The 21258-nt window shown below is 65.4% G+C and carries 16 protein-coding genes; 10 read left to right on the top strand and 6 right to left on the bottom strand.

Annotation, left to right across the window (positions count from 1 at the left end; all coding sequences use genetic code 11):
- The first annotated feature begins 46 nt into the window (after window positions 1–46).
- The 3 genes from ACVIIW_RS00885 to ACVIIW_RS00875 all read left to right on the top strand — a co-directional run bounded on the left by ACVIIW_RS00885 (window position 47) and on the right by ACVIIW_RS00875 (window position 3342).
- Entirely contained in the window at window positions 47–1471 is a 1425-nt protein-coding gene (locus tag ACVIIW_RS00885; protein ID WP_456699010.1) for an FAD-binding oxidoreductase, read from the top strand.
- A 98-nt stretch (window positions 1472–1569) separates the two neighbouring features.
- Window positions 1570–2892, top strand: a complete 1323-nt coding sequence (locus tag ACVIIW_RS00880; RefSeq protein WP_456699009.1) for a Spy/CpxP family protein refolding chaperone — start codon at window positions 1570–1572, stop codon at window positions 2890–2892.
- An 87-nt stretch (window positions 2893–2979) separates the two neighbouring features.
- Entirely contained in the window at window positions 2980–3342 is a 363-nt protein-coding gene (locus ACVIIW_RS00875) for a hypothetical protein (RefSeq protein WP_456699008.1), read from the top strand.
- Here ACVIIW_RS00875 and ACVIIW_RS00870 read toward each other — a convergent pair whose 3' ends face one another.
- The 3 genes from ACVIIW_RS00870 to ACVIIW_RS00860 all read right to left on the bottom strand — a co-directional run bounded on the left by ACVIIW_RS00870 (window position 3343) and on the right by ACVIIW_RS00860 (window position 7752).
- On the bottom strand, window positions 3343–5010 hold the full coding sequence (locus ACVIIW_RS00870) for a SulP family inorganic anion transporter (RefSeq protein WP_456699007.1): 1668 nt from the start codon (window positions 5008–5010) through the stop codon (window positions 3343–3345).
- 196 nt (window positions 5011–5206) lie between these two features.
- Window positions 5207–6697 carry a caspase family protein gene (locus ACVIIW_RS00865; RefSeq protein ID WP_456699006.1) on the bottom strand — a complete coding sequence of 497 codons (1491 nt, stop codon included), beginning with the start codon at window positions 6695–6697 and terminating at the stop codon, window positions 5207–5209.
- A gap of 134 nt (window positions 6698–6831) precedes the next feature.
- On the bottom strand, window positions 6832–7752 hold the full coding sequence (locus ACVIIW_RS00860; protein ID WP_456699005.1) for a LysR substrate-binding domain-containing protein: 921 nt from the start codon (window positions 7750–7752) through the stop codon (window positions 6832–6834).
- 95 nt (window positions 7753–7847) lie between these two features.
- Between ACVIIW_RS00860 and ACVIIW_RS00855 the strand changes: the two genes are divergently transcribed.
- The 6 genes from ACVIIW_RS00855 to ACVIIW_RS00830 all read left to right on the top strand — a co-directional run bounded on the left by ACVIIW_RS00855 (window position 7848) and on the right by ACVIIW_RS00830 (window position 16640).
- Window positions 7848–8291, top strand: a complete 444-nt coding sequence (locus tag ACVIIW_RS00855; protein ID WP_456699004.1) for a DoxX family protein — start codon at window positions 7848–7850, stop codon at window positions 8289–8291.
- A gap of 337 nt (window positions 8292–8628) precedes the next feature.
- Entirely contained in the window at window positions 8629–9660 is a 1032-nt protein-coding gene (gene dctP, locus ACVIIW_RS00850; RefSeq protein ID WP_456699003.1) for a TRAP transporter substrate-binding protein DctP, read from the top strand.
- A gap of 1 nt (window position 9661) precedes the next feature.
- Window positions 9662–11521, top strand: a complete 1860-nt coding sequence (locus ACVIIW_RS00845; RefSeq protein ID WP_456699002.1) for a TRAP transporter large permease — start codon at window positions 9662–9664, stop codon at window positions 11519–11521.
- Between the two features lie 12 nt (window positions 11522–11533).
- Window positions 11534–12511, top strand: a complete 978-nt coding sequence (locus ACVIIW_RS00840) for an NAD(P)-dependent oxidoreductase (protein ID WP_456699001.1) — start codon at window positions 11534–11536, stop codon at window positions 12509–12511.
- A gap of 224 nt (window positions 12512–12735) precedes the next feature.
- The gene (locus ACVIIW_RS00835) at window positions 12736–15321 is read left to right on the top strand and encodes an EAL domain-containing protein (protein WP_456699000.1); all 2586 of its coding nucleotides are present in this window, start codon (window positions 12736–12738) and stop codon (window positions 15319–15321) included.
- A 104-nt stretch (window positions 15322–15425) separates the two neighbouring features.
- Entirely contained in the window at window positions 15426–16640 is a 1215-nt protein-coding gene (locus ACVIIW_RS00830) for an ABC transporter substrate-binding protein (RefSeq protein ID WP_456698999.1), read from the top strand.
- Between the two features lie 51 nt (window positions 16641–16691).
- On the opposite strand, the gene ACVIIW_RS00825 is transcribed toward ACVIIW_RS00830, so the two are convergent.
- From ACVIIW_RS00825 to ACVIIW_RS00815, 3 genes are all read right to left on the bottom strand, one after another.
- Window positions 16692–18440 (bottom strand): peptidoglycan-binding protein, encoded by a 1749-nt coding sequence (locus ACVIIW_RS00825; RefSeq protein ID WP_456698998.1) that lies wholly within the window; start codon window positions 18438–18440, stop codon window positions 16692–16694.
- A 159-nt stretch (window positions 18441–18599) separates the two neighbouring features.
- Complete coding sequence (locus ACVIIW_RS00820; protein ID WP_456698997.1) at window positions 18600–19013, bottom strand: hypothetical protein; 414 nt, start codon at window positions 19011–19013, stop codon at window positions 18600–18602.
- A gap of 250 nt (window positions 19014–19263) precedes the next feature.
- Window positions 19264–19875: a TetR/AcrR family transcriptional regulator gene (locus ACVIIW_RS00815; RefSeq protein WP_456698996.1), complete on the bottom strand. Its 612-nt coding sequence runs from the start codon at window positions 19873–19875 to the stop codon at window positions 19264–19266.
- A 141-nt stretch (window positions 19876–20016) separates the two neighbouring features.
- Between ACVIIW_RS00815 and ACVIIW_RS00810 the strand changes: the two genes are divergently transcribed.
- Entirely contained in the window at window positions 20017–21249 is a 1233-nt protein-coding gene (locus tag ACVIIW_RS00810) for a cytochrome P450 (RefSeq protein ID WP_456698995.1), read from the top strand.
- Window positions 21250–21258 lie beyond the last annotated feature (9 nt).

Genomic DNA, 21258 nt, shown 5'->3' with positions numbered 1-21258 from the left:
GGCGAGATGTCCTTTGCCACGGTTTCTTCTGTCGGGAGGACGATCCGTGGGTACTGCTATCACCAATAATCCGCCGCGGCCGGAGCCGAAAGCCCTCGCAAGCGCGCTGGAGCAGCTTGCCGCACGCTTCGGCAATCGCCTGATCACCTCGCAGGCCGTCCGCGAGCAGCACGGCCATACCACGACATGGATCGTCAACCAGCCGCCCGACGGCGTGGTGATGGCGCAGGAGACCGCCGACATTCAGGACGTGGTGCGGATCTGCGCGAAAAACGGCGTGCCCGTCATTCCCTTCGGCACCGGCACCTCGCTCGAAGGCCAGGTCAACGCGCCCGCCGGCGGCATCTCGATCGATTTGCGCGACATGAACAAGGTGCTCGCTGTTCATGCCGAGGATCTCGATTGCGTGATCCAGCCCGGCGTCACCCGCAAGGCGCTCAACGAGCATTTGCGCGACCAGGGCCTGTTCTTCCCGATTGATCCCGGCGCGGATGCGTCGCTCGGCGGCATGGCCTCGACCCGCGCCTCCGGGACCAATGCGGTGCGCTACGGCACCATGCGCGACAGCGTGCTGGCGCTGAAGGTCGTGCGTGGCGACGGCGAGATCATCACGACGGGCACGCGTGCCAAGAAATCATCTGCGGGCTACGACCTGACGCATCTGTTCGTGGGTGCCGAGGGCACGCTCGGCATCATCTCCGAATTGACCATCCGCCTGCGCGGCATCCCCGAGACGATCGCGGCCGGCGCGGTATCGTTCGTGTCAGTGCACGGCGCGTGTCAGGCCGTGATCCTGGCGATCCAGACCGGCATTCCCGTGGCGCGCATCGAGCTGCTCAATGCTGCGCAGGTGAAGGCCTGCAACGCCTATTCGAAGCTGACGCTGCCCGAGACGCCGCTGCTGCTGATGGAATTCCACGGCAGCGAGATCGAGGTTGCCGAGCAGTCCAAGGCCTTCGGCGAGATCGCCAGGGAGTGCGGCGGCGGCGATTTCTCCTGGACCACCAAGCCGGAGGATCGCACAAAATTGTGGCAGGCGCGGCATGACGCCTATTGGTCGGTCAAGGCGCTGCGTCCGGGCAACAGCATCGGCGTGGTCGCAACCGACGTCTGCGTGCCGATCTCGCGCCTTGCCGATTGCGTCAGCGAGACCGAGGAAGATCTCAAGCGCCTCAATCTGTTGTCGCCCATCGTGGGCCATGTCGGGGACGGCAATTTCCACTGCTCGCTGCTGTGTGACATCAACGATGCGGCCGAGATGGCGCGCGGCGAGGAGTTCATGCATCGCCTCGTCGAGCGCGCGCAGGCGATGGACGGAACCTGCACCGGCGAGCACGGCATCGGCCAGGGCAAGCAGAAATATCTCGAGGCCGAGCTCGGCCCCGAGGCGCTCGATGCGATGCGCGCGCTGAAGAAAGCGCTCGATCCGCAAAACATCTTCAATCCCGGCAAGATCGTGCCGGAAGCGTAGCGGCCTGCCGCACCGCAGCCGCGGGAACTTTCGGCAAGCGGGCCGGTTCCAATTCCCGACACGCTCCGATGCCTCCATGGCACTCTCGGGAGGATGCGATGTTGCGACCCGTCACTGGAATTGCCGCGATGGCGCTTGCCTGCATGCTGGCCGGCACGGCTCTGGGCAAGGGCGGTGGTGGTGGTCATGGCGGCGGCGGTCATGGCGGTGGGCACGGAGGCGGTCACGCCGGCGGCCACCATTTTGGTGGCGGCCATTTTGGCGGTCATGGCTTCGGGCACGCGCATGGCGGGGGAGGGCATCATGGCGGACTCCATCTCGCAACAGGAGCTCGACATGGTGGCCCGAGCTTCGGTCAGATCCGCAATGCAGCCGTCCGCCCAGGGAATTTTCGTAAAGCCTTCAACTTCCACGCCGGTACCTTCCGCAATGGCCGGCTGATCGGCAATCCGGCGGCGCGAGCCCAGATCGCAGCGGCCGCCGCGCTGGCGGGCTGGCAAGGCGCCGGCAGCGGATGGTGGCAGCATCCGGGCGGCGGTTATGGCTGGGTCGGACCGTTGTTCTGGCCGTTCGCCTATAACGACTTCTACGACTACGCGATCTGGGGCGACGGTCTCGGCTTCTGGGGCTACGGCTATCGCGACATTTATGCCGGCATCTTCGGCCCCTATGGCTATGACGGTCTCGCGACCTATCTGCCGCAGCGACCGCAGGGGCGGCGACATGCGCGAGGCGTTGCGGTTGATCAGCTTTGCGGCAGCGACCGACGCGAAATCGTCGGTCTGCCGATCGACCAGATTGCCGCAGCGGTGCAACCGACCGAAGCGCAAGGCGCAAGCCTTGACGAACTCGGCAATGCCTCGATCGATGCGGCCGGGATGATCCGTGCCTCCTGCCCGACGCAAGTCGCCGCGACCGCGCCCGGCCGGCTGGCAGCGATGCAGCTGCGCATCGAGGCGATGGAGAAGGCCGTCGATCTCGTTCAACCGGCCCTCGATAAATTCTACGGCTCACTCACTGACGAACAGAAGGCGCGCTTCAATGCGCTGGCCGAGGATCAGCGTCATGCCACGGCGTCCGGCAATAGCGGGGGATCGCTGGTCCAGAATTGCGGAGCGTCCGCTGCGCTCGATTGGCCTGGCGCCGACATCGAGGCGAGGCTGCATCCCAACGAGACCCAGCGCGCCGCGCTGCAGGTGCTTCAGGATACCAGCGCCAACGTCAGCTCATCTCTGAAGGCGGCATGTCAGCCTGGCGACGTGATGACGCCGCCGGCGCGCATGGCCGCGGTCCGCAAGCGGCTCGAAATCATGCTCGACGGCGTCAAGTCGGTACGCGCGGCGCTGGAGGATTTTTACGCGACGCTGAACGACGAGCAGAAGGCGCAGTTCGAGTCCATCGGACCGCGTCGAACATCCTGAATGCGCTCGGCGAAGGGGCGTGGTGCAAAAATCGTCTCGCCGATCTATGCTGAGTGGGCCTGAAGCGGAAGACTGCGTGGAATGGCGATGAAGTGGTTCGCGCGCAAGGCGCGGAAAGAGATCTGGGACGAAGCGGTCGAATGGCCGCTCGGCGACATCGAAGCCGTCGCGCGCATCCGCGCCATTTGTGATGCTGCGGCCCAGAGTGCCGCCGGCTCTGCGCGAAACGAGGACGGCGAGAGTGCGCGCTATGAGCGCGCCGCAAAGGTCGCGATGGAAATTGCGATGAAGATCTCCGACGGCCTGATGCGCGACGACGCGGTGCATCGCATCGTCGATCTCTGCATGACCGCGAACGACCTCAAGACGGCGCAGATCCTGTTCCGCGCGATCCACGCCAGCTGGATCCGCGAAACGGCGCAGCGGGACCATCCCACGCTGCTGTCGTGATTATTTCGCCAGTCTGTGCACGGCCTCGTCCACGCTGTGGAAGACGTGCTCCCTCGGCAGGACGTCGAACAATTTGAAACGCTCGAACGCGTCCTGTGCGCGCACCGATTCCAGCCGGGCCAGCGCCACCGTGACGCCTTGCGCGCTGCACGCCTTGAAGACGTCGAGCAGGATCTGCGCGGCGGTGAAGTCGATCTCGACCATGCCGCTCGCCTCCAGCACCAGCAGTTGCGGCGTGGCTGCCGTGATGACCTTGCTCACGTCGCTGCGGAAACCCGGCGCGTTGAGGAAGGACAGCGGCGCCTGAAGTCCGATCACCGCGACGCCATTGACGCGCTCGCCGGCGATATGCGGATGTGCCGGCCACCAGATCGTGGTGCCCGGCACGCGCTCGAACTCAACCAGCTTGGCGCGCGTGGTGCTCCAGATACCGTGTAGCAGCGACAGCACGATGCCGAGGAACGCGCCCTGCTGGATCGGCAGCACGATGATGAGTGCGGCGGTGGCGACGATCAGCAGGAATTCGCTGAACGACTGGCGGTAGATCGTGACGATCTGCCTCACGCGGATGATCCGCAGCGCCACGAACAACAGAATGCCGCCGAGGGCCACATCAGGCACGTGGCGCAACAATCCCGTGCCGAAGGCGAGCAACAACAGCACGATCACGGCAGCCGCAAGTCCTGCGAGCTGCGATTGTCCGCCGGTCTCGGCGACGATGCCCGTGCGCGGCGGGCTGGCGTTGACCGGGAAGGCGCCGAACAGACCCGATAATACGCTGCCGGCGCCGGCGCCGACAAAGTCGCGATCGACATCGGCGGGCTGGTCGGGATCGGACGGGAAGGACCGCGTGGTGGCCGCGGTCTGCACCATCACGACGACCGTGATCACGAAGGCGAGGGGGACGATTCGGACCCATAGCTCCGGCGCGAGATCAGGAAAGGTCGGCCGCGGCAGCGTGCCGGGCACCACGCCGACGACGTTGACGCCCTTGCTCTCGAGGCCGAGCGCGATGGTGGCCAGCGTGGCGGCAACGAGCCCGATCAGCGCGCCCGGGATTTTCGGGCTGATATTCTCGGAGACGAAGACCACCGCCAGCACGCCGAAGCCAATGCAGAACGTGACAGGATTGGTGCGGCCGATCTCGGTTGCAAGCACTCCGATGCGGTCGAGCGTCGGTCCGCTCGGCGAGTCCAGTCCCAGCACGCCAGGCAATTGCGACACGATGATATGGACGGAGATGCCGGCGAGAAAGCCGATCATCACCGGCATCGATAGCAGGTTCGCGATGCCGCCGAGCCGGAACGCGCCGCCGGCGAGCATCATGGCGCCGACCATCAAGGCCAGCGCGATCGCAAGGCCCTGATATTCAGGCGAGCCGGCCGCTGCGAGCGCGGCAAGGCCGCCGGCAAAGATCGGCGTGATCGTGGAATCGGCGCCGCAGGAGAGGAAGCGATTGCCGCCGAGCAGCGCAAAACCGAGCGAGCCCGCCATGAAGGCGAAGAAGCCGATCTGCGGCGCGAAGCCGCCGAGCCTCGCGGTCGCCATCTGCTCGGGGATCGCGATGGCCGCGAGCGTCAGCCCCGCCATGAGGTCGCCGGGCAGGGCATAGGATGCGAGCGAGCGGAAGACCGGCCATGCGTGCTTGGCGTGAACCTCTTGCGGCATCGACGAAAAATCTCCGAACATCCTGAGTCTGTCGATCAGACTACAGCATTTCCGGAAGAGAGGCAGGGTGCGGCCTCTTTGTCGTGCGAGCGGAGCGAAGCAATCCAGAATCCCTCCGCGGAAAAGACTCTGGATTGCTTCGCTCCGCTCGCCGTGACGGAGGGCAAGTTTACCCTCCGCTTCGCGATCAGTGACCTCAGTATCTGTTACCGCGGCTGTAATCGCCGTGCCCCATCTCGCCGCCGCGGCCGCCGCCACCCATACCCATGCCGATGCCAATCCCGATGCCGATGCCTTGCATCACGGCGCCGGGCGGCGGGCCTTGCGGCGGCGCGCGCTCGACGACGACCTCGTCGGGCGGCGGCCGGCGCTTCGGCGGCGTGTCGACGACCTTGCGCCTTGTCGGCGGGGGCGTGTCGTCGACGCGCTTCTTGATGACAGGCGCAACCGTCGGATTGATCGGCGTGGCCGGCGGCGTCGGGGCCGAGCAGGGGCAGGTCGGCGCCATGGCGACGGCAACCGGGAGCGCGGCGGCCGCAACCGGCAAGGCATAATTGCGGTTCTGCACGCGGAGCAGCAGCCGGCGCGCGGTGGCGGCGAGATCGCTGTTGTCCCAATTCGCAAGATAAGCCTCGTATGAGGCGCGGGTGTTGATCGCCAACGCGCGGTCCCATGCCAGCATCTGGCGCCGCCGCTCCAGCACCGTGCGCAGCCGCGGGGTGCGGATGTCCTGCGCGTACAGCTCGATATAGGCCTGATACGCAGGCACCGTGTCGTCGGCGATCACGAGATCATAGGCGACCTTGGCGTCCTTGCCCTGCAGATCCTTGCGCCAGTCCTCGACGCTGCGGGTGGCGCCGGCGAGCGCCATCGCATTGGCGCCTGAAGCAGGAGGCGGCTGGTTGCTGCTCTCGCCGAAGAACCTGAAGTCTGTCGTCAGCGACGAGCTTTCCCAGGGGATCTGCCGCCCGTCGGTCGATTGCGCCACCGCGATGCGGATGCGCTTGAACACCTCCTCGATCGGGATGTTCGGTTGCTTGGCGACCGTCAATGCGGCCGTGGTGTAGGGACTGTCGGCGCCCGCGCCGTCCTCGGCTTCCGCCCCCGGCGAGGTCGAATATGAAATGAAGGAGCCCGGTGCACCGGCCTTGGTGTCGACGATGGCGAGGCCATGGCCGGCGCCCGACAGCGCCGGGAACGGATTGTTGCGGCAGGCATCGAGCATGAAGATGCGGGCCCGCGTCGGCAGCGCGCCGAGTGTATTGAGCAGATCGTTGAGCCGCACGCCCTGCAGCGGAATGTCCGCCTCGCGCTTGGGATCGAGATCGACAGGCACGAGATAGTTCTCGCCGTCGATCTGCAGGCCGTGGCCGGCATAGAACACCAGCGCGATGGTGTCGGCGCCGCTGGCGCTGACTTTGCCGGCGAAGTCCGAGATCGCCTGGCGCATCTCGTTCTGCGCGAGGTTCGGCGCTGCGGTGACCGTGAAGCCGGCATTGCCGAGCAGTTCGGCCATGCCCTTGGCGTCATTGGCGGCGTTGGGCAACTCCGGCACCGTGCGATAGGCGGATTGGCCGATCACCAGCGCGAGCCGGCCTTCGGCTGCAGCCTGGGACGGTGTCATCAAACGGGTGAGCGCAAGGAGACCGGCGGCAAGAACTAAAAGACGAAGGACTGGACGGCGCATGGTGTCACCTCCATCGGGCAATGGCGCGAGGATGTCACCTTCTCTAGTCGACCGCCATTGCTCTGTCTGTGCGCCAGCTCACGCTCGAGCAGATGGGGCAGGGCATCTGCCCGAGCCGACGCGTCATTGCGATGTCAAAACAGTCCACGATCCCAAGGAGGCTCTGGCCCGAAGCGCGCGGCGAGGAAATCGATGAAGGCGCGCACCTTCGCCGGCGGACGACGATCCGGCAGATAGACCGCATGCACCGCGGAGGACTGCATCTCCGGCTGGTCGAGCGGCAGCGCGACCAGCGTGCCGGCGCGCAGATCGTCGGCCACGATGAAGGTCGGCTGTCGCGCGAGGCCAAGGCCCGCGAGCGTGGCCGCACGCAGCGCATCGCCGTTGTTGGCACGCAGGTTTCCGGAGACCTGGACGCGGATCTCACCCTCCGCGCCGAACAGCCATTCCGCCGCGCTGGCCTGCTGCGAGAGCGTGTAGCCGAGGCAATTATGCGCGGCGAGGTCGGCCACGCTGCGCGGGGTGCCGTGTTTCGCCAGATAGGACGGCGCCGCGCAGACCACCAGCCGGTTCGGCGCGAGCTTTCGCGCCACCATGGAGGAGTCGCGCAGCTTGCCGATGCGGATCGCGAGATCCCAGCCTTCCTCGGCGAGGTCGACGAGGCGATCATTGAGGCCGAGCTCGAGCGTCACCTCGGGATGGCGCTCCGAGAAGTCCGCGATGAGCGGCGCGATCTGCCTTGTGCCGAACACGACGGGCACGTTGACCCGCAATGATCCGCGCGGCTCGACGCGCTCGCGCGCGACCGCGGCATCGGCCGTCTCCATGTCGGCAAGGATCCGCTCCGAGGACTCCAGATAGAGGCGGCCGGCCTCGGTGATCGACAGCCGCCGCGTGGTGCGGTGGAACAGCTTGATGCCGAGCCGCGCCTCCAGCGAGGCGACATGCTTGGTCACCATGGTCTGCGACAGGCCCATCGCCCGGGCCGCGCCGGACAGGCTGCCGTTGGCCGCCACCTTGGCGAAGACCTCCAGGCTGGTCAGGCGGTCGAGCATCTATTTCACTCCAATGGTGTGAAGTATATTTCCAAAATAGCGGATTATCATTCTCCTGAGAATATATCATACAGCGGCCAACAATGGAGACCGCTATGATCGATTCCCGTACCGCTCCCTACGCCGCGCTGGTGCTGCGCGTGACCTTGGGGGCGTTGTTTCTGGCCCACGCTGGCCTGAAGCTGTTCATTTTCACCCCCGCAGGCACTGCAAAGTTCTTTGGCAGCCTCGGCTTCCCGCCCGAGCTCGCCTACCTCGTCATGACCGTGGAAGTTCTCAGCGGCATTGCCCTGATCCTCGGAATCTGGACCCGCTATGCGGCGCTTGCCGGCATCCCGATCCTGCTCGGCGCGATCTTCACCGTGCATGGTGCCGCCGGCTTCTTCTTCACCAACCCGAAGGGCGGCTGGGAATACCCGGCGTTCTGGGCGATTGCACTGGCCGCGCAGGCGCTGCTCGGCGACGGCGCCTTCGCGCTGCGGCCTTCGCGCGATGTCGAGGCGGCGAACGGACAGCTGAGCATCGCGTCGTCACGCTGACGTCAGTCGTATCATTGAACTGCGAGAGCTGCGGGATCTCGGTCCCGCAGCTTTTTTGCTGCCTGCCCATCGATCCGCGTTCGGTATCGATCCATACCTGAATTGGATCGATCTACGTCAATCTTGCAGCCCGTTGTTCGGTCGCGTTGCGGCATGATTGAAAACATCGGCAATCATAGGCATTCCCCGGCCATCCTTGCCGCGCGCTCGCCACTTGCGCGCTCGCGCCGCCCCCAGCCGCGAGCCTTGCCTGCCCCGTCGCTTTGGCCATACTCTCCGCGCAACAGGCCATGGCAACGACCGCGGCTGCAAAACAACAATATTCGGGAGAGAGACCATGACCATCGTGCCATTCAGCCGTCGCACGTTCCTCAAGTCGTCGACGGCCGTGACCGCCGGCCTCGTGCTGTCTCCCGCCATCATCGGCCGCGCGGAAGCGGCGACGCTGAAGCTGAAATGCTCCTCCTCGCTGCCGAACGATCCCAAATTCGCCAACGGCCGCGTCTACTACGACAACCTCGTCAAGAATTTGAAGGGCAACGGGCTCGGCGACCAAGTCGAGGTCGCGTTCTTCCCGGACAACCAGCTCGGCCAGGAAATCGACGTCATCAATTCGGTGAAGCTCGGCGTCATCGATCTCATGGTGTCGGGCTCGTCGATCTCGGCCAATCTGGTGCCGCTGGTCGGCACCTATGATCTCGGCTTTCTGTTCTCGAGCTTTCCGCAGCAGACCAAGGCCTTCGACGCCGGCGCGGCCAGGCCGATCGAGGACGCGCTGCTCAAGGGCAGCAACATCCGCATCATCGCCTGGGCCTATAATTTCGGCTCGCGCAGCGTGCTTGCCAGGAAGCCGGTGAAGACGCCGGAGGATCTCGCGGGTCTCAAGATCCGAACGCTGCCAAATCCCGTCATCACGGAATGCCTGCGGCTGATGGGTGCCGCCGCGACACCGCTGGCGTTCGGCGAAATCTACACGGCGTTGCAGGCCGGCGTGCTCGACGGTCTCGAGCACGATCCGCCGACGATCCTCGCCAGCAAGTTCTATGAGACGGCAAAATTCTACGCGCTGACGCAGCACAATTTCTCGCCGCTCGCGATCTACTTCAGCGACATGACCTTCAACCGCATGGATCCGAAGCTGCGCGAGGGCTTCCTCGACGCCGCGAAGAAGGCGGCGGCCGACACGCGCGCCCATGGGCTCGCGGTCGAGAAGGAGGCACTGGCGGCCTTGACCGAGAAGGGCGTGACGGTGGCCGAATGCGACCGCGAGGCGTTCAAGAAGCGGGTGGCGCCGCAGACCGACAATTTCATCAAGGCGCGGCCGGAGTCCAAGGCGGTCATCGACATCATTCGTTCGACACAAGCCTGAGATGGTGGTGGCAGAAGCCGTACCGCTCCCGAACCGCCGCAACGGCGGCATCGCGTTGCTGCTGCGTTGCAGCGACGCGATCGCGGCCGTTCTGCTGGCCGCCGATCTCGCGGTCGTTTGCGGCTCCGTGCTGCTGCGCTTCTTCTTCAACGCGCCCGTCGAATGGTCGGACGACGTCGCGCGCGGATTGATGGTCGGCTCCGCCTTCTTCGGCGCGGCAAGCGCGCTCGCGCGCGGCGAGAATGTCGGCGTGTCCTTCTTCCGCGATCTGCTGTCGTTGCGGCTGCGGACGCTGGTCGATGCCGCCAGCGCGGTGCTCGTCGTGCTGATCTCCGCCTATGTCGCCTACAATGCGATCAAGCTGGGCTCGCTGACATCAGGGCAGACCACCGGTTCGGGCCTGCCGCTGGAGCTCACGTTCTACCCGATGGGCATCGGCGCGCTGTTCATGACGGTGTTCGCCATCGATCATCTCTGCGCGCGGCCGCTTCCGGACATCGTCGGAGGCCTCATCGCCATCGCCGTGGTGACCAGCCTCTACCTCATCTGGGACTACCTGTCCCCATCATCGGTGCCATCGGCGGGCATGCTGATGCTGATCGGCTTCTTTGCCACGCTGTTCGGCGGCTTGCCGATCGGTTTCGCGCTGGCGCTGGCCGCCCTGATCTTCATCTGGGTCGAGGGCGCGCTGCCCGGCGTCATCTTCGCCCAGCAGATGGCGCGCGGCATCGACAATTTCGTGTTGCTGGCGATCCCGTTCTTCATCCTCGTCGGCTACCTCATGGAAGCCAACGGAATGTCGGTGCGCCTGATCGAGCTGTTGCAGCGCGCGGTCGGTCGCATGCGCGGCGGCCTCAACGTCGTGATGGTGGCCTCGATGGTGCTGTTCTCCGGCATCTCGGGCTCGAAGATGGCCGATGTTGCGGCCGTCGGCTCCGTGCTGATCCCGGCGGCGCGCCGCTCGCGGCAGAACCCGGGCAGCGCGGTGGCGCTGCTTGCCGCGTCCGCGGTGATGGCGGAGACCATCCCACCCTGCATCAACCTGATCATTCTGGGCTTCGTCGCGAACCTTTCGATCGGCGGCCTGTTCATGGCAGGGCTGCTGCCGGCGGCGCTGATGGCGGCGGTGCTGATCGCGTTCTCCATCGCCTTCGGCAAGCCGCCTGGTGACGCCGAAGAGGTCGAGCGGCAGGTGCCGGTTTCGGGCCTGTGGAGCGGCGCGCTCGCCTCCTTCGGGCTGATCTTCATGATCTTCTTCGGCTTCAAGAGCGGCTTTGCCACGGCTACGGAAATCTCCGCCTTTGCCGTCGCCTACGCACTTGTCGTCGGCAGCGTGGTGTTCCGCGAGCTCAGTTTCAGATCGGCCGCGCGTGGTTTCGTGCAGGCGGCCACGCGTGCAGGCCTGGTGCTGTTCATCGTCGCCGCCGCGCAGTCGCTGGCATTCACGCTGACCTTGCAGCAGGTGCCGCATGCGGTCGGCGAGTTCATGCTGGGACTGTCCAGGACCTCGGGCATCTGGCTGTTCATGCTGCTCGCGATCGCTGTGCTGATCGTGATGGGCTCGGTTCTGGAAGGCGCGGCCGCGCTCATCATCTTCGGGCCGCTGCTGCTTCCGGTCGCGGTGCAGCTCGGCATCGATCCCCTGCATTTCGGCGTGGTGCTTGTCATCGCGATGGGCGTCGGCCTGTTCGCGCCGCCGCTCGGGCTCGGCCTTTACGGCGCATGTTTGATCGGCAATGTGCCGATCGAGCAGACGGTCAGGCCGATCCTGGGCTATCTCGGCCTCCTGTTGCTCTGCCTGCTCGTCATCGCCTTCGTGCCATGGCTCTCGACCGCGTTGCCGCGCGCATTCGGCTACTGAAGGAGTGCTGCCGTGAAAGTCCTGCTGGCCCACACGCCGGAGATGCGCCGCAACTATTACGGCGATCGCAGTCTGAACGGCCTGCGCGCCATTGCGGATGTGATGCTGCATGAGGGCGACCAGGCGCTCGACTCGGCTAGCCTCGTCAAGGCGGCTGAGGACGCCGACATCATCGTCGCCGATCGTATGACTGAAGGCCGCGGCGAGATATTTGCGCAGCTGCCGCGCCTGCGCGCCTTCGTCCGCTGCGCCGTCGACATCCGCAACGTCGATGTCGAAGCCGCCTCGCAAGCCGGCGTGCTGGTGACCCGCGCCGGCCCGGGCTTCGTGCAGGCGGTCGCCGAGCTGGCGATCGGCTTCATGGTCGATCTCTCGCGCGGCGTGTCGCGGGCCACGGCTGATTATCAGGCGGGCCGCAAGCCGGAGGCGCGGATGGGGCGGCAGCTCGCCGGCAGCCGGATCGGCATCATCGGCTATGGCAGCATCGGGCGCTATCTCGCCGAAATCGCCAAGGTGATGCGCATGGAGGTGCTGGTCTCCGATCCCTTCGCCGATGTCAGCGACAGCGCGATCAGGCAGGTCGGCCTCGACGAGTTGCTCGGGGCTTCAGACTTCGTCGTCTGCCTCGCCGTCGCCAACGAGCAGACCGAAAAACTGATCGGAGAGGCGGCGCTGGCGCGCATGCAGAAGCATGCCGTCTTCATCAACCTCTCGCGCGGCAATCTCGTCGACGAGGCCGCGCTCGCGAAGGCGCTGCTGGAGAACCGCATCGCTGGTGCCGCGATGGATGTCGGCCGCGCCCCCGACCAGATGCCGACGCCGGAGCTGGCAAAGCTTCACAACGTTGTCGCGACGCCGCATGTCGGCGGCCTGACGCCGCAGGCCATCGAGTACCAGTCGCTGGAAACGGTGCGGCAGGTTGATGCCATCATCAAGGGCGAGGCCCCGCAGGGCAGCGTCAACGCCGACCGCTGGACGCGGCGGCCGTGACCGTCTCTGAATAGGCGCCGCCTGAGCCCCCTGATCGACCGGCCGCACAGGCGTCTCGCGCCGAACGGGCCCCCTCTGCGCCGCATTACTTCTCGGCGTTCGCGGAATGTTAAGCATGTCGTGCCTTCGCCGAACGCCGACGGGTTGCAAAAACGTCTTGGACACCATCGAAGCGTTAGCCTCGGGCCGAGTTTCGCATCTTTGCGATGTATCCGGATCCGACGATGCCTGGCTGCGACGCCCCTGTGCCCGAGATGCCTGACGCGCTGCGTGCGGCACTCGAATGCGCCGACGACGGCATCGTCATCGTCGATGGCGCGCGTCGTATCACGCATTTCAATGCCGGCGCAGAGCGGATCTGGAAGCTGGCGCGCGCTGACGCCCTCGGCGGCGATGCCGCAATTCTCACTCTCAGATGCCTTCAGGCCGATCCGGTCGTGGATTTCCGCGACGAGATCAGTCTGGTGCGGCGCGACGGCAGCCGGATCAAGGCGATGATCGCACTTTCCTCGGCGACCATCGGCGGCGCCACCCATCACATCGTATTCGCGCGCGACGTGACCGCGGACGCCGAGCGTCGCGTCAGAATCGGGCTCCTCAACGCGGTCTCGGACCAGACCAATCGCGCGGTGCTCATCACCGACGTCGAGCAGAACATCCGCTACGTCAATTCCTCCTTCACGACGCTGTTCGGTTACACCAGCGCGGAGGCGGAGGGCCGGCGCGCGGCCGAACTCATCGCCGGTCGCCACACCAACCGCACGGCGATCGCCAGGCTCGTCAAGCGGCTCGTCGATGGCGGACCGCGCGGCGAAGTCGAGACGCTGGTCTACACCAGGGACGGTCAGGAGATTTGGGTGTGCGCCCGGATCGACGTCTTCCGCGACAACAAGGGCCGCGTCAAGCACATCTTCGCGCTGCTCGAGGACATCACCGAGAGCAGGCAGCTGCGCTCGCTGCAGCAGCTCATCATGGGCGCGCTCGCCGACGAGGTGCCGATCACGGAGATTGCCGACCGGCTGTGCCGCCGCGTCGAGCAGATCGCGCCCGACGTCGTCTGCTCGCTGCTGCACATCGATGCCGCAGGCCTGATCCACCCGCTTGGCGGCCCGAGCCTGCCCGAGGACTATTCCCGCGCACTGGATGGCCTCGCCGTCGGCCCCGATGTCGGCTCCTGCGGCACCGCCGCCTTCTATGGCGAGCCGGTTCTGGCTGAAGATCTCGACACCGATCCGCGCTGGCAGCCTTACAAGGCCATGCCGCTGGCGATCGGGTTGCGTGCCTGCTGGTCGACCCCGGTCAAGTCCAAGGACGGCCGTGTCATCGCGACCTTCGCCTTTTACTATCGCGAGCCGTGCGCGCCCAGCAACTGGCACCGGCGCATCGTCGATGCCTGCGTCAACCTCGGCGCCTTCGCGATCGAGCGCAAGGAGGCGCGCGCCGAGATCGCGCGGCTCGCCTATCACGACATCCTCACCGGCCTGCCGAACCGCGCGCAGCTGCGGCACCTGATCACCACCGCGATCGATGCCTGTCCGACCGGCAGCCATGTCGCGCTCGCCTTCCTCGACGTCGACCGTTTCAAGGACGTCAACGACACGCTCGGCCATGCCGCCGGTGACGAACTCCTGATCCAGCTGGCGCAACGCCTGCGCGAGCAGATCGGGCCTCAGGACATGCTGGGCCGCCTCGGCGGCGACGAATTCGTCATCCTGCTGCCGCATCGCAATGCCGAGGGCGCCGAGCGCGTCGCGTCGCGTATCGCCGAGGCCCTCGCCGCGCCGTTTCGGCTCGGATCGAAGCCGATGGCGATGTCGGCCAGCATCGGCATCAGCCTCTACCCCGATCATGCCTCCGACATCGACACGCTGATGCAGCAGGCCGACGCCGCCATGTACATGGCCAAGCTGGCGGGCCGGTCGACCCATCGCATGTTCTCTGCCGAGATGAAGGGGCTTGCCGAGCAGCGACTGGCGATGATCGCCGCGCTCCGCCGGGCCGTCGCGGAGGGGGCGCTGACGCTCAGCTATCAGCCGCAGATCCGCAGCAGCGACGGCACCGTCCACGGCGTCGAGGCGCTGGCGCGCTGGCACGATGCAGCGCTGGGCGAGGTCTCGCCCGCAAGATTCATTCCGCTCGCGGAAGAATGCGGCCTGATCGAGCAGATCGGCCTGTGGTCGGTGCGCGAGGCCTGCCGGCAAATGGCGCACTGGCGCCAGGCCGGGCTCAACATCCCCTGCGTCTCCGTCAACCTGTCGCCGCTCAACTTCCGCAACGTCACGCTGGCCGCGCGGCTCACGGACATCCTCGCCGAACACGCGCTGCCGCCGGACGCGCTGATGCTCGAGATCACGGAAGGAACTTTCATGCAGGACGGCGCTGCCGCGCTGGAGACGATGCATGCGATCCGCGCGCTCGGCATCGGCCTGTCCGTGGACGATTTCGGCACCGGCTATTCGAGCCTGAGCCGGCTCGCCCATCTGCCGATTCGCGAGCTGAAGATCGACCGCAGTTTCATGCGCGACGTCGACAAAGATGCTGGCGCACTCGCCATCGCGACTGCCGTCGTGCGCGTCGGCCAGGGCCTCGGCCTGACCGTCGTTGCCGAAGGCGTCGAGACCGAAGGCCAGCGCAAGATCCTGGCCGAGCTTGGCTGCGACGTCGTCCAGGGCTTCCTCTATGCCCCCGCGCTCGCGCCTGTCGCCCTTGAGCGCTGGCTGATCGAGTATTGCGCGGAACAGGCGAGGGCGATGCTCGGCCGGCTCGACGTCGCGGCGGCTGGTCGCGATGCGGTGAAACGGTCGGCCTAAGCGGCTCCTGAGCAGAGCGACTTAACGGGTCGACATTCCACAAGGCCGAGATCATTATCCCCGCAGACGTCGCGGCAAACAGCGACGCGACAGGGAGAAGTTTCATGCGTTGTTGCATTGCGGTGGCGGCAGTCGCCACCTTCGTCATTCTATCGAGCTCGGCCTCCTTCGCCGCCGACAAGCAGTACGATCCCGGTGCCAGCGATACCGAGATCAAGATCGGGCAGACGATGCCTTATAGCGGGCCGGCGTCGGCCTATGGCACGCAGGGCAGGGCGGAGGCCGCCTACTGGAAGATGATCAACAGCCAGGGCGGCATCAACGGCCGCAAGATCAACTTCCTCAGCATGGACGACGGCTACAGCCCGCCGAAGACAGTGGAGCAGACGCGCAAGCTCGTCGAGCAGGACGAGATCCTGGCCGACATCGGTTCGCTGGGCACGCCGACAAATTCCGCCATCCAGAAATATCTGAACGGCAAGCGCATTCCGCACCTGCTGATCTCGACCGGCGCCTCGAAGTGGAACGATGCGAAGAGCTTTCCCTGGACGACGCCGTTCTATCCGCCTTACGCGCAGGAAGCCAAGATCTACGCCAAGTACATCCTCAAGGAGCTTCCCGACGCGAAGATCGGCGTGATCTATCAGAATGACGATTTCGGCAAGGATTACCTGAAGGGTTTCAAGGAGGGCCTCGGCGACAAGGCTGGTCTCATCATCAAGGAGCTCAGTTATGAGGTGACCGATCCCACGATCGATTCCCAGGTCGTCACTCTGAAGAGCGCCGGTGCCGACGTCCTGATGACGATCGCCACGCCGAAATTCGGTGCGCAGGCGATCCGCAAGGTGACCGATCTCGCCTGGAAGCCGACGCATTTCATCGTGTCGGTTGCAAGCTCGATCGGCGGCGTGCTCGAGCCAGCCGGGTTGGAAGCGTCCACCGGCCTGATCACGGCGCTGGCATTCAAGGTCGTGGGCGACCCCGCATGGGACTCTGATCAGGGCGTGCAGGACTATCTGGCGTTCATGAAGCAGTGGTATCCGGACGGAAATCCGATCGATGGCAGCAACCAGGTCGGTTACACCTCCGCGCAGTTCACGGCGCTCATCCTGAAGAATTGCGGCGACGTGCTGACACGCGAAAACGTCTTGAAGCAGGCCACCAACATCAGCAAGGCCTCGCTGCCGCTTCTCCTGCCCGGCATCACGGTCTCGGTGACGCCAACGGACTATTCCACGTTCGACACCTTCAAGCTGGCGAAGTTCGACGGCAAGACCTGGAAGTTCTTCGGCGAGAACCTGAGCACGGCATCGCGCTGAGGGCAGCCAAAAGCCCCGCCGGAGGCGGGGCTTGAGACGTGACCGGCCGGATTACTTCTTGGCCGGCTGCCCAGACGTCGATGGCGGCGGGGCATTGTTCTGGTTGGTCTGTCCAGTCTGCGTGCTCTGGTTGGTGCTGGGCTGACCGGTCGACTGGTTGTTGCTCGGCGCTGGGGCCTGGCCGGTGGTCTGGCCTGATGGCGGTTTTGTGCTGGCCTGGCCCGAATTCGCGGGCTGGTTCTGCTGCGCCTGGTCAGATGTGGACGGCTGGTTCTGCGGAGCCTGACCCGTGGTCTGGTTCTGCTGCGCCGGCGCGTTGCTCTGACCGGTGCCTTGTCCGGTCGTGTTCTGCGGCGGCGTCGACTGGCTATTCCCGCCCTGGCCGACCGTCGTCGACTGACCCTGCGTGGCGCTGATCTGATTGGATACGCCAAGCGCAGCGACGGTGCGGCTGTCGATCGAGCCGGAGGCCTGGAAGCCCTCCTGCCGCTGGAAAGAGATCAGCGCGCGGCGCGTTTCCGGCCCGAGGACGCCGTCCGCTTCGCCGGACAGCATGCCGCGCTGGATCAGGACGCGCTGGACGATTCGGATCTCGTCGGGGCTGAGATCGAGCGCAGCGACGCTGCTGTTGCCGCTCGAGCTGCCGCGGCGGGCATAATGCGTCCGCGGACCGGCGGGGATGACGTCGACGATCCGGCGGCTCCGGTCGGTGACGACGATCTCGTCATCGACGACGAAGAAGCTGTCGTCGCGGTAGTCAGGATAGACGTCGATCAGCGCGGGATAATCCGCAACAGAGATGACCGAGATGTCCCGCGGCACGACCGCGCCGGCATCGACGCGGAAGTTGATCGCGTTGTCGTTGACCCGCACGCGCTCCACATTGCGGGAATTCAGGACCGACTGTTGCAGCCGTGTCTCCTGCTGCGCGTTCAGCTGCACGCGGCCGGACATGCTCTGGGTCGTCCCGTTCTGAGTCTGCGCCTGGGCGTTTGCCTGTCCTTGCGTGTTGGCGCCGGTCGTCGTGCCCTGCGCGCTCTGACCCTGGGCGTTGTTGTTGCCCGTGTTCGCGCCGGTGGTCGTCTTGCTCTGATCCTGCGCGTTCTTGTTCTGCGCCTCGCTCCTGGTGTTCGCGCCGGTCGTGGTGGAGTTCGGAGCCTGCGCATTCCTGCCGGTGGCATTCTTCTCTTGTGCGGTCTTGTCCTGAGCGCTCTTGTCTTGCGCAGCCTTGTCCTGCGCACTCTTGTCCCGGAGGTTGTCCTTGGTGTTGGCGCCCGTTGTCGCGCTCTTGTTCTGCTCTGCGCCTTGCGACTGATGCATACGGTCGCCGCGGCTCTGCCCGACGGTCTGGTTCTTCTGTTCGCTCTTGTCGTTCTCGGATTTGGACTGACGCGCGTGGTCGCGATCGCCATGCGACTGGCCGACGGTCTGGTCCTTGCCTTGCTTTTCATGCTCTGATTGAGACTGGCGCATATTGTCGCGATCGGGGGCCTGGCCCACGGTCTGCTTGTCGCTCTTGTCAGCGGCGCGCCTGCTATCCTGCATGGCGGAGGAGCCCTCGGCCCGGCCGCCGGCGCGGCCCTGCGCCATGCCTTCGCTGTGGGAAGCACCGCCCGCGCCATGCGACATCGCACCGCTGGAATGTTCCGCGCCACCACCGCTGGAGGTTCCGCCGCCAGCACTCATTCCGCCGCCGGCACCTTCGCGCATACCCTGCGCCGAGCCCTGCACAGACGCCAGGCTGACGCCGGCGAGCAGCACTGCTGTGCTCAGCAGGAACTTATTCTTTCCAATGTTCATCTCGATCTCCCTGAGTTTGTCGCTTGCAGTTGCGCCGGCCCTGTCGCGGCCGCGCGCATCTCTCCCGGTCGAAGCCCAAGGAGTCGGCCTTTGGCATCGACCCGATATTTGACGTCGGGGGCTCAGCGTTCCGTGCCGAGCCTGTCGTGGCGCTTCACATCACCAGTGATGGTACCAACGATGGTGAAAGAAGTGCCGCCGTGGGAACGGGCCGCCGTAGTAAGCGTAAGCCGGACGCACGATGCGGCGATAGTGGTAGCCGTAATAGGCCGGCGCATACCCGGTGCTGTAGTAGGTCGTTGTGTAGCCGCCCCACGGATAAGGGTCGTAGCCGCCGTAATACGCAGGCGCGTAGCCGCCGTAGTACCCGTAACCCGGGCCATAGTAGCCGTAGCCCGGACCATACGCGTAAGCGGACGATGCCAGGCCGCCGAATATGGCGCCGGCGATCAATCCACCGGCCAGCGCTGGGCCGAAGCCACCATGCCAGCGGGCCTCCGCGGGCCTTGGTGCCGCTACGGCGCTCACGCCGAGTATCCCGACGGTTGCGAGAACCAGCGCGGTCTTCTTCATGTGCGTTCCTCCTCGTTGGTGTTGTGATGTCGGGCCAACATCAACGACGGGCAAAAGTTGCAAGCGCGCCTTCGGGAGAGACAAAGAGTCATGAAGATAAACGAGCGTTTATCTTGCGTGCTGGGCGACTGCCGTCCACAGCCTTGTAGCTGATCGCGACGGCTGAAGAGATCGGCGCGTTCCACTGCTTTGCGTTTGCCGACCGCGTGCGCGTTCCCCGGACTGCGACCGTTTAGCGCATGCGAAAGGCTTAGTCCGACGCCAATCCCGTCCTGCGCCGCAGATCCGTGATCGCGCGCAGAAAGCTGTCGGCCGGGGTCGTGTCCGGATCGATCAGCCGGTGCAGGCGGAAGCCGTCTTCCAGCGCCAGCACCACCGAGGCCATCCAGGGCGGGTTCAGCGTGTCGCCCATGCCGTTGTCCTTCACGGTCGCCTCGACGATGTCGGCGATCAGCTTGCGCCGGGCGCGCAGGCGTTTTGCCAGTTCCGGCCGGCGCTTCTCGGCGCGCGCAACGAACAGGATCATCTCCATGTGGAGGAGGGGCGAGCGGCCGAGCGGGTCCTGCTTGCTGCGGTCCATCGACTTCAGCGCGGCGATGAAGTCGTCGAGATTGTCGTGCTGGGCGAGGATGTCCATGTTGCGGCGGATCGACTGCTCGACATGGTCTTCGAGCATCGCAATGATCAGCTCGTCCTTGCTCTTGAAATTCGAATAGAATGCGCCGCGGGTAAAACCCGCAGCGGCCGCGATCGCTTCGATGCTGGCGCCGCCGATGCCGTCTTGCTCGAACACGTGCGCGGCCGCCTCGAACAACTTGTCGCGCGTGTCGTCCCTGGTCGGCCTGGTTCTCACCCTTGACATCGGGCCAGTTTAGGGCAGAATGCAACTCGATACAACAATGTATCGAGTTGATGATCTGATCAAGTCATCTTGGGGATGGTTACGCCGGGCTCCGGGCTCGGGCTGCGTATCGTGTCATGCGGCAACCGATGTGAGGTCACCATGAACGAGCAAGTGCAACCCGCAGGCGGCGATCCGCTGTTCAATCCTTTGTCGCCGGACTTCATCCGCGATCCCTATCCGCATTACGACCGGCTGCGCACGATCGATCCGGTCCATGCGACGCCGTTCGGCCAATTCGTGGCCAGCCGTCATGCCGACGTGAGCCTCGTGATGCGCGACAAGCGCTTCGGCAAGGATTTCGTCGAGCGCTCCAAGCGCCGCTATAGCCCCGAGATCATGGAAGAGCCGGTCTTCCGCAGCATGAGCCACTGGATGCTGCAGTCCGATCCGCCCGATCACACCCGCCTGCGCGGCCTCGTGGTGAAGGCCTTCACCGCGCGCCGGGTCGAGGACATGCGTCCGCGCATCCAGGAGATCGTCGATCAGGCCATCGATGCGGTGATCGAGCGCGGCCATATGGACCTGATCGAGGATTTTGCGTTCCGCCTGCCCGTCACGATCATCTGCGAGATGCTCGGCATTCCCGAGGATCACCGCGAGGCCTTCTACAAGAGCTCGCGCGATGGCGGGCGGTTGCTCGATCCGGTTCCGCTCACGCCGGAGGAGATCGCGAAGGGCAACGCCGGCAACATGATGGCGCAGATGTATTTTCAGCAGCTGTTCGAGCTGCGCCGCCGCAATCCGGGGGACGATCTCACGACCCGGCTCGTGCAGGCCGAGGAAGACGGCAACAAGCTCACCAACGAAGAGCTGACGGCCAACATCATCCTGCTGTTCGGTGCCGGCCACGAGACCACTGTCAACCTGATCGGCAACGGTCTGCTGGCGCTCCATCGCAATCCGGACCAGCTCGCACTGCTGAAGGCGAGGCCCGAGCTCATGACCAGCGCGATCGAGGAGTTCCTGCGCTATGATTCCTCGGTGCAGATGACCGGCCGCGTTACGCTGGAGGATATCGACGATCTCGGTGGCAAGAGGATCCCCAAGGGCGAGACCGTGCTCTGCCTGCTCGGCTCGGCCAACCGCGACCCGGCTGTTTATCCCGATCGCCCCGATCGCCTCGACATCACCAGGCCAAACGTCCGGCCGCTGTCGTTCGGCGGCGGCATCCATTTCTGCCTGGGGGCCCAATTGGCGCGCATCGAGGCCGAGATCGCCATCGCGACCCTGTTGCGACGGTTGCCGGATTTGCGCATCGACGACGTCGAGAACCCGGAATGGCGGCCGACCTTCGTGCTGCGGGGCCTGAAGCGTCTGCCGGCCAGCTGGTGATGGCCGGGT

This window comes from Bradyrhizobium sp. USDA 4449 (assembly GCF_054056275.1).
The sequence above is the reverse complement of the archived record's forward strand: the minus strand, read 5'-3'. Positions and strand labels throughout refer to the sequence as shown.

Coding starts and splice junctions, on each gene's coding strand:
- ACVIIW_RS00880 (WP_456699009.1), top strand. CDS start 1,570: ATGTTGCGACCCGTCACTGGAATTGCCGCGATGGCGCTTGCCTGCATG.
- ACVIIW_RS00875 (WP_456699008.1), top strand. CDS start 2,980: ATGAAGTGGTTCGCGCGCAAGGCGCGGAAAGAGATCTGGGACGAAGCG.
- ACVIIW_RS00870 (WP_456699007.1), bottom strand. CDS start 5,010: ATGCCGCAAGAGGTTCACGCCAAGCACGCATGGCCGGTCTTCCGCTCG.
- ACVIIW_RS00865 (WP_456699006.1), bottom strand. CDS start 6,697: ATGCGCCGTCCAGTCCTTCGTCTTTTAGTTCTTGCCGCCGGTCTCCTT.
- ACVIIW_RS00860 (WP_456699005.1), bottom strand. CDS start 7,752: ATGCTCGACCGCCTGACCAGCCTGGAGGTCTTCGCCAAGGTGGCGGCC.
- ACVIIW_RS00855 (WP_456699004.1), top strand. CDS start 7,848: ATGATCGATTCCCGTACCGCTCCCTACGCCGCGCTGGTGCTGCGCGTG.
- dctP (WP_456699003.1), top strand. CDS start 8,629: ATGACCATCGTGCCATTCAGCCGTCGCACGTTCCTCAAGTCGTCGACG.
- ACVIIW_RS00845 (WP_456699002.1), top strand. CDS start 9,662: ATGGTGGTGGCAGAAGCCGTACCGCTCCCGAACCGCCGCAACGGCGGC.
- ACVIIW_RS00835 (WP_456699000.1), top strand. CDS start 12,736: ATGCCTGGCTGCGACGCCCCTGTGCCCGAGATGCCTGACGCGCTGCGT.
- ACVIIW_RS00830 (WP_456698999.1), top strand. CDS start 15,426: ATGCGTTGTTGCATTGCGGTGGCGGCAGTCGCCACCTTCGTCATTCTA.
- ACVIIW_RS00825 (WP_456698998.1), bottom strand. CDS start 18,440: ATGAACATTGGAAAGAATAAGTTCCTGCTGAGCACAGCAGTGCTGCTC.
- ACVIIW_RS00820 (WP_456698997.1), bottom strand. CDS start 19,013: ATGAAGAAGACCGCGCTGGTTCTCGCAACCGTCGGGATACTCGGCGTG.
- ACVIIW_RS00815 (WP_456698996.1), bottom strand. CDS start 19,875: ATGTCAAGGGTGAGAACCAGGCCGACCAGGGACGACACGCGCGACAAG.
- ACVIIW_RS00810 (WP_456698995.1), top strand. CDS start 20,017: ATGAACGAGCAAGTGCAACCCGCAGGCGGCGATCCGCTGTTCAATCCT.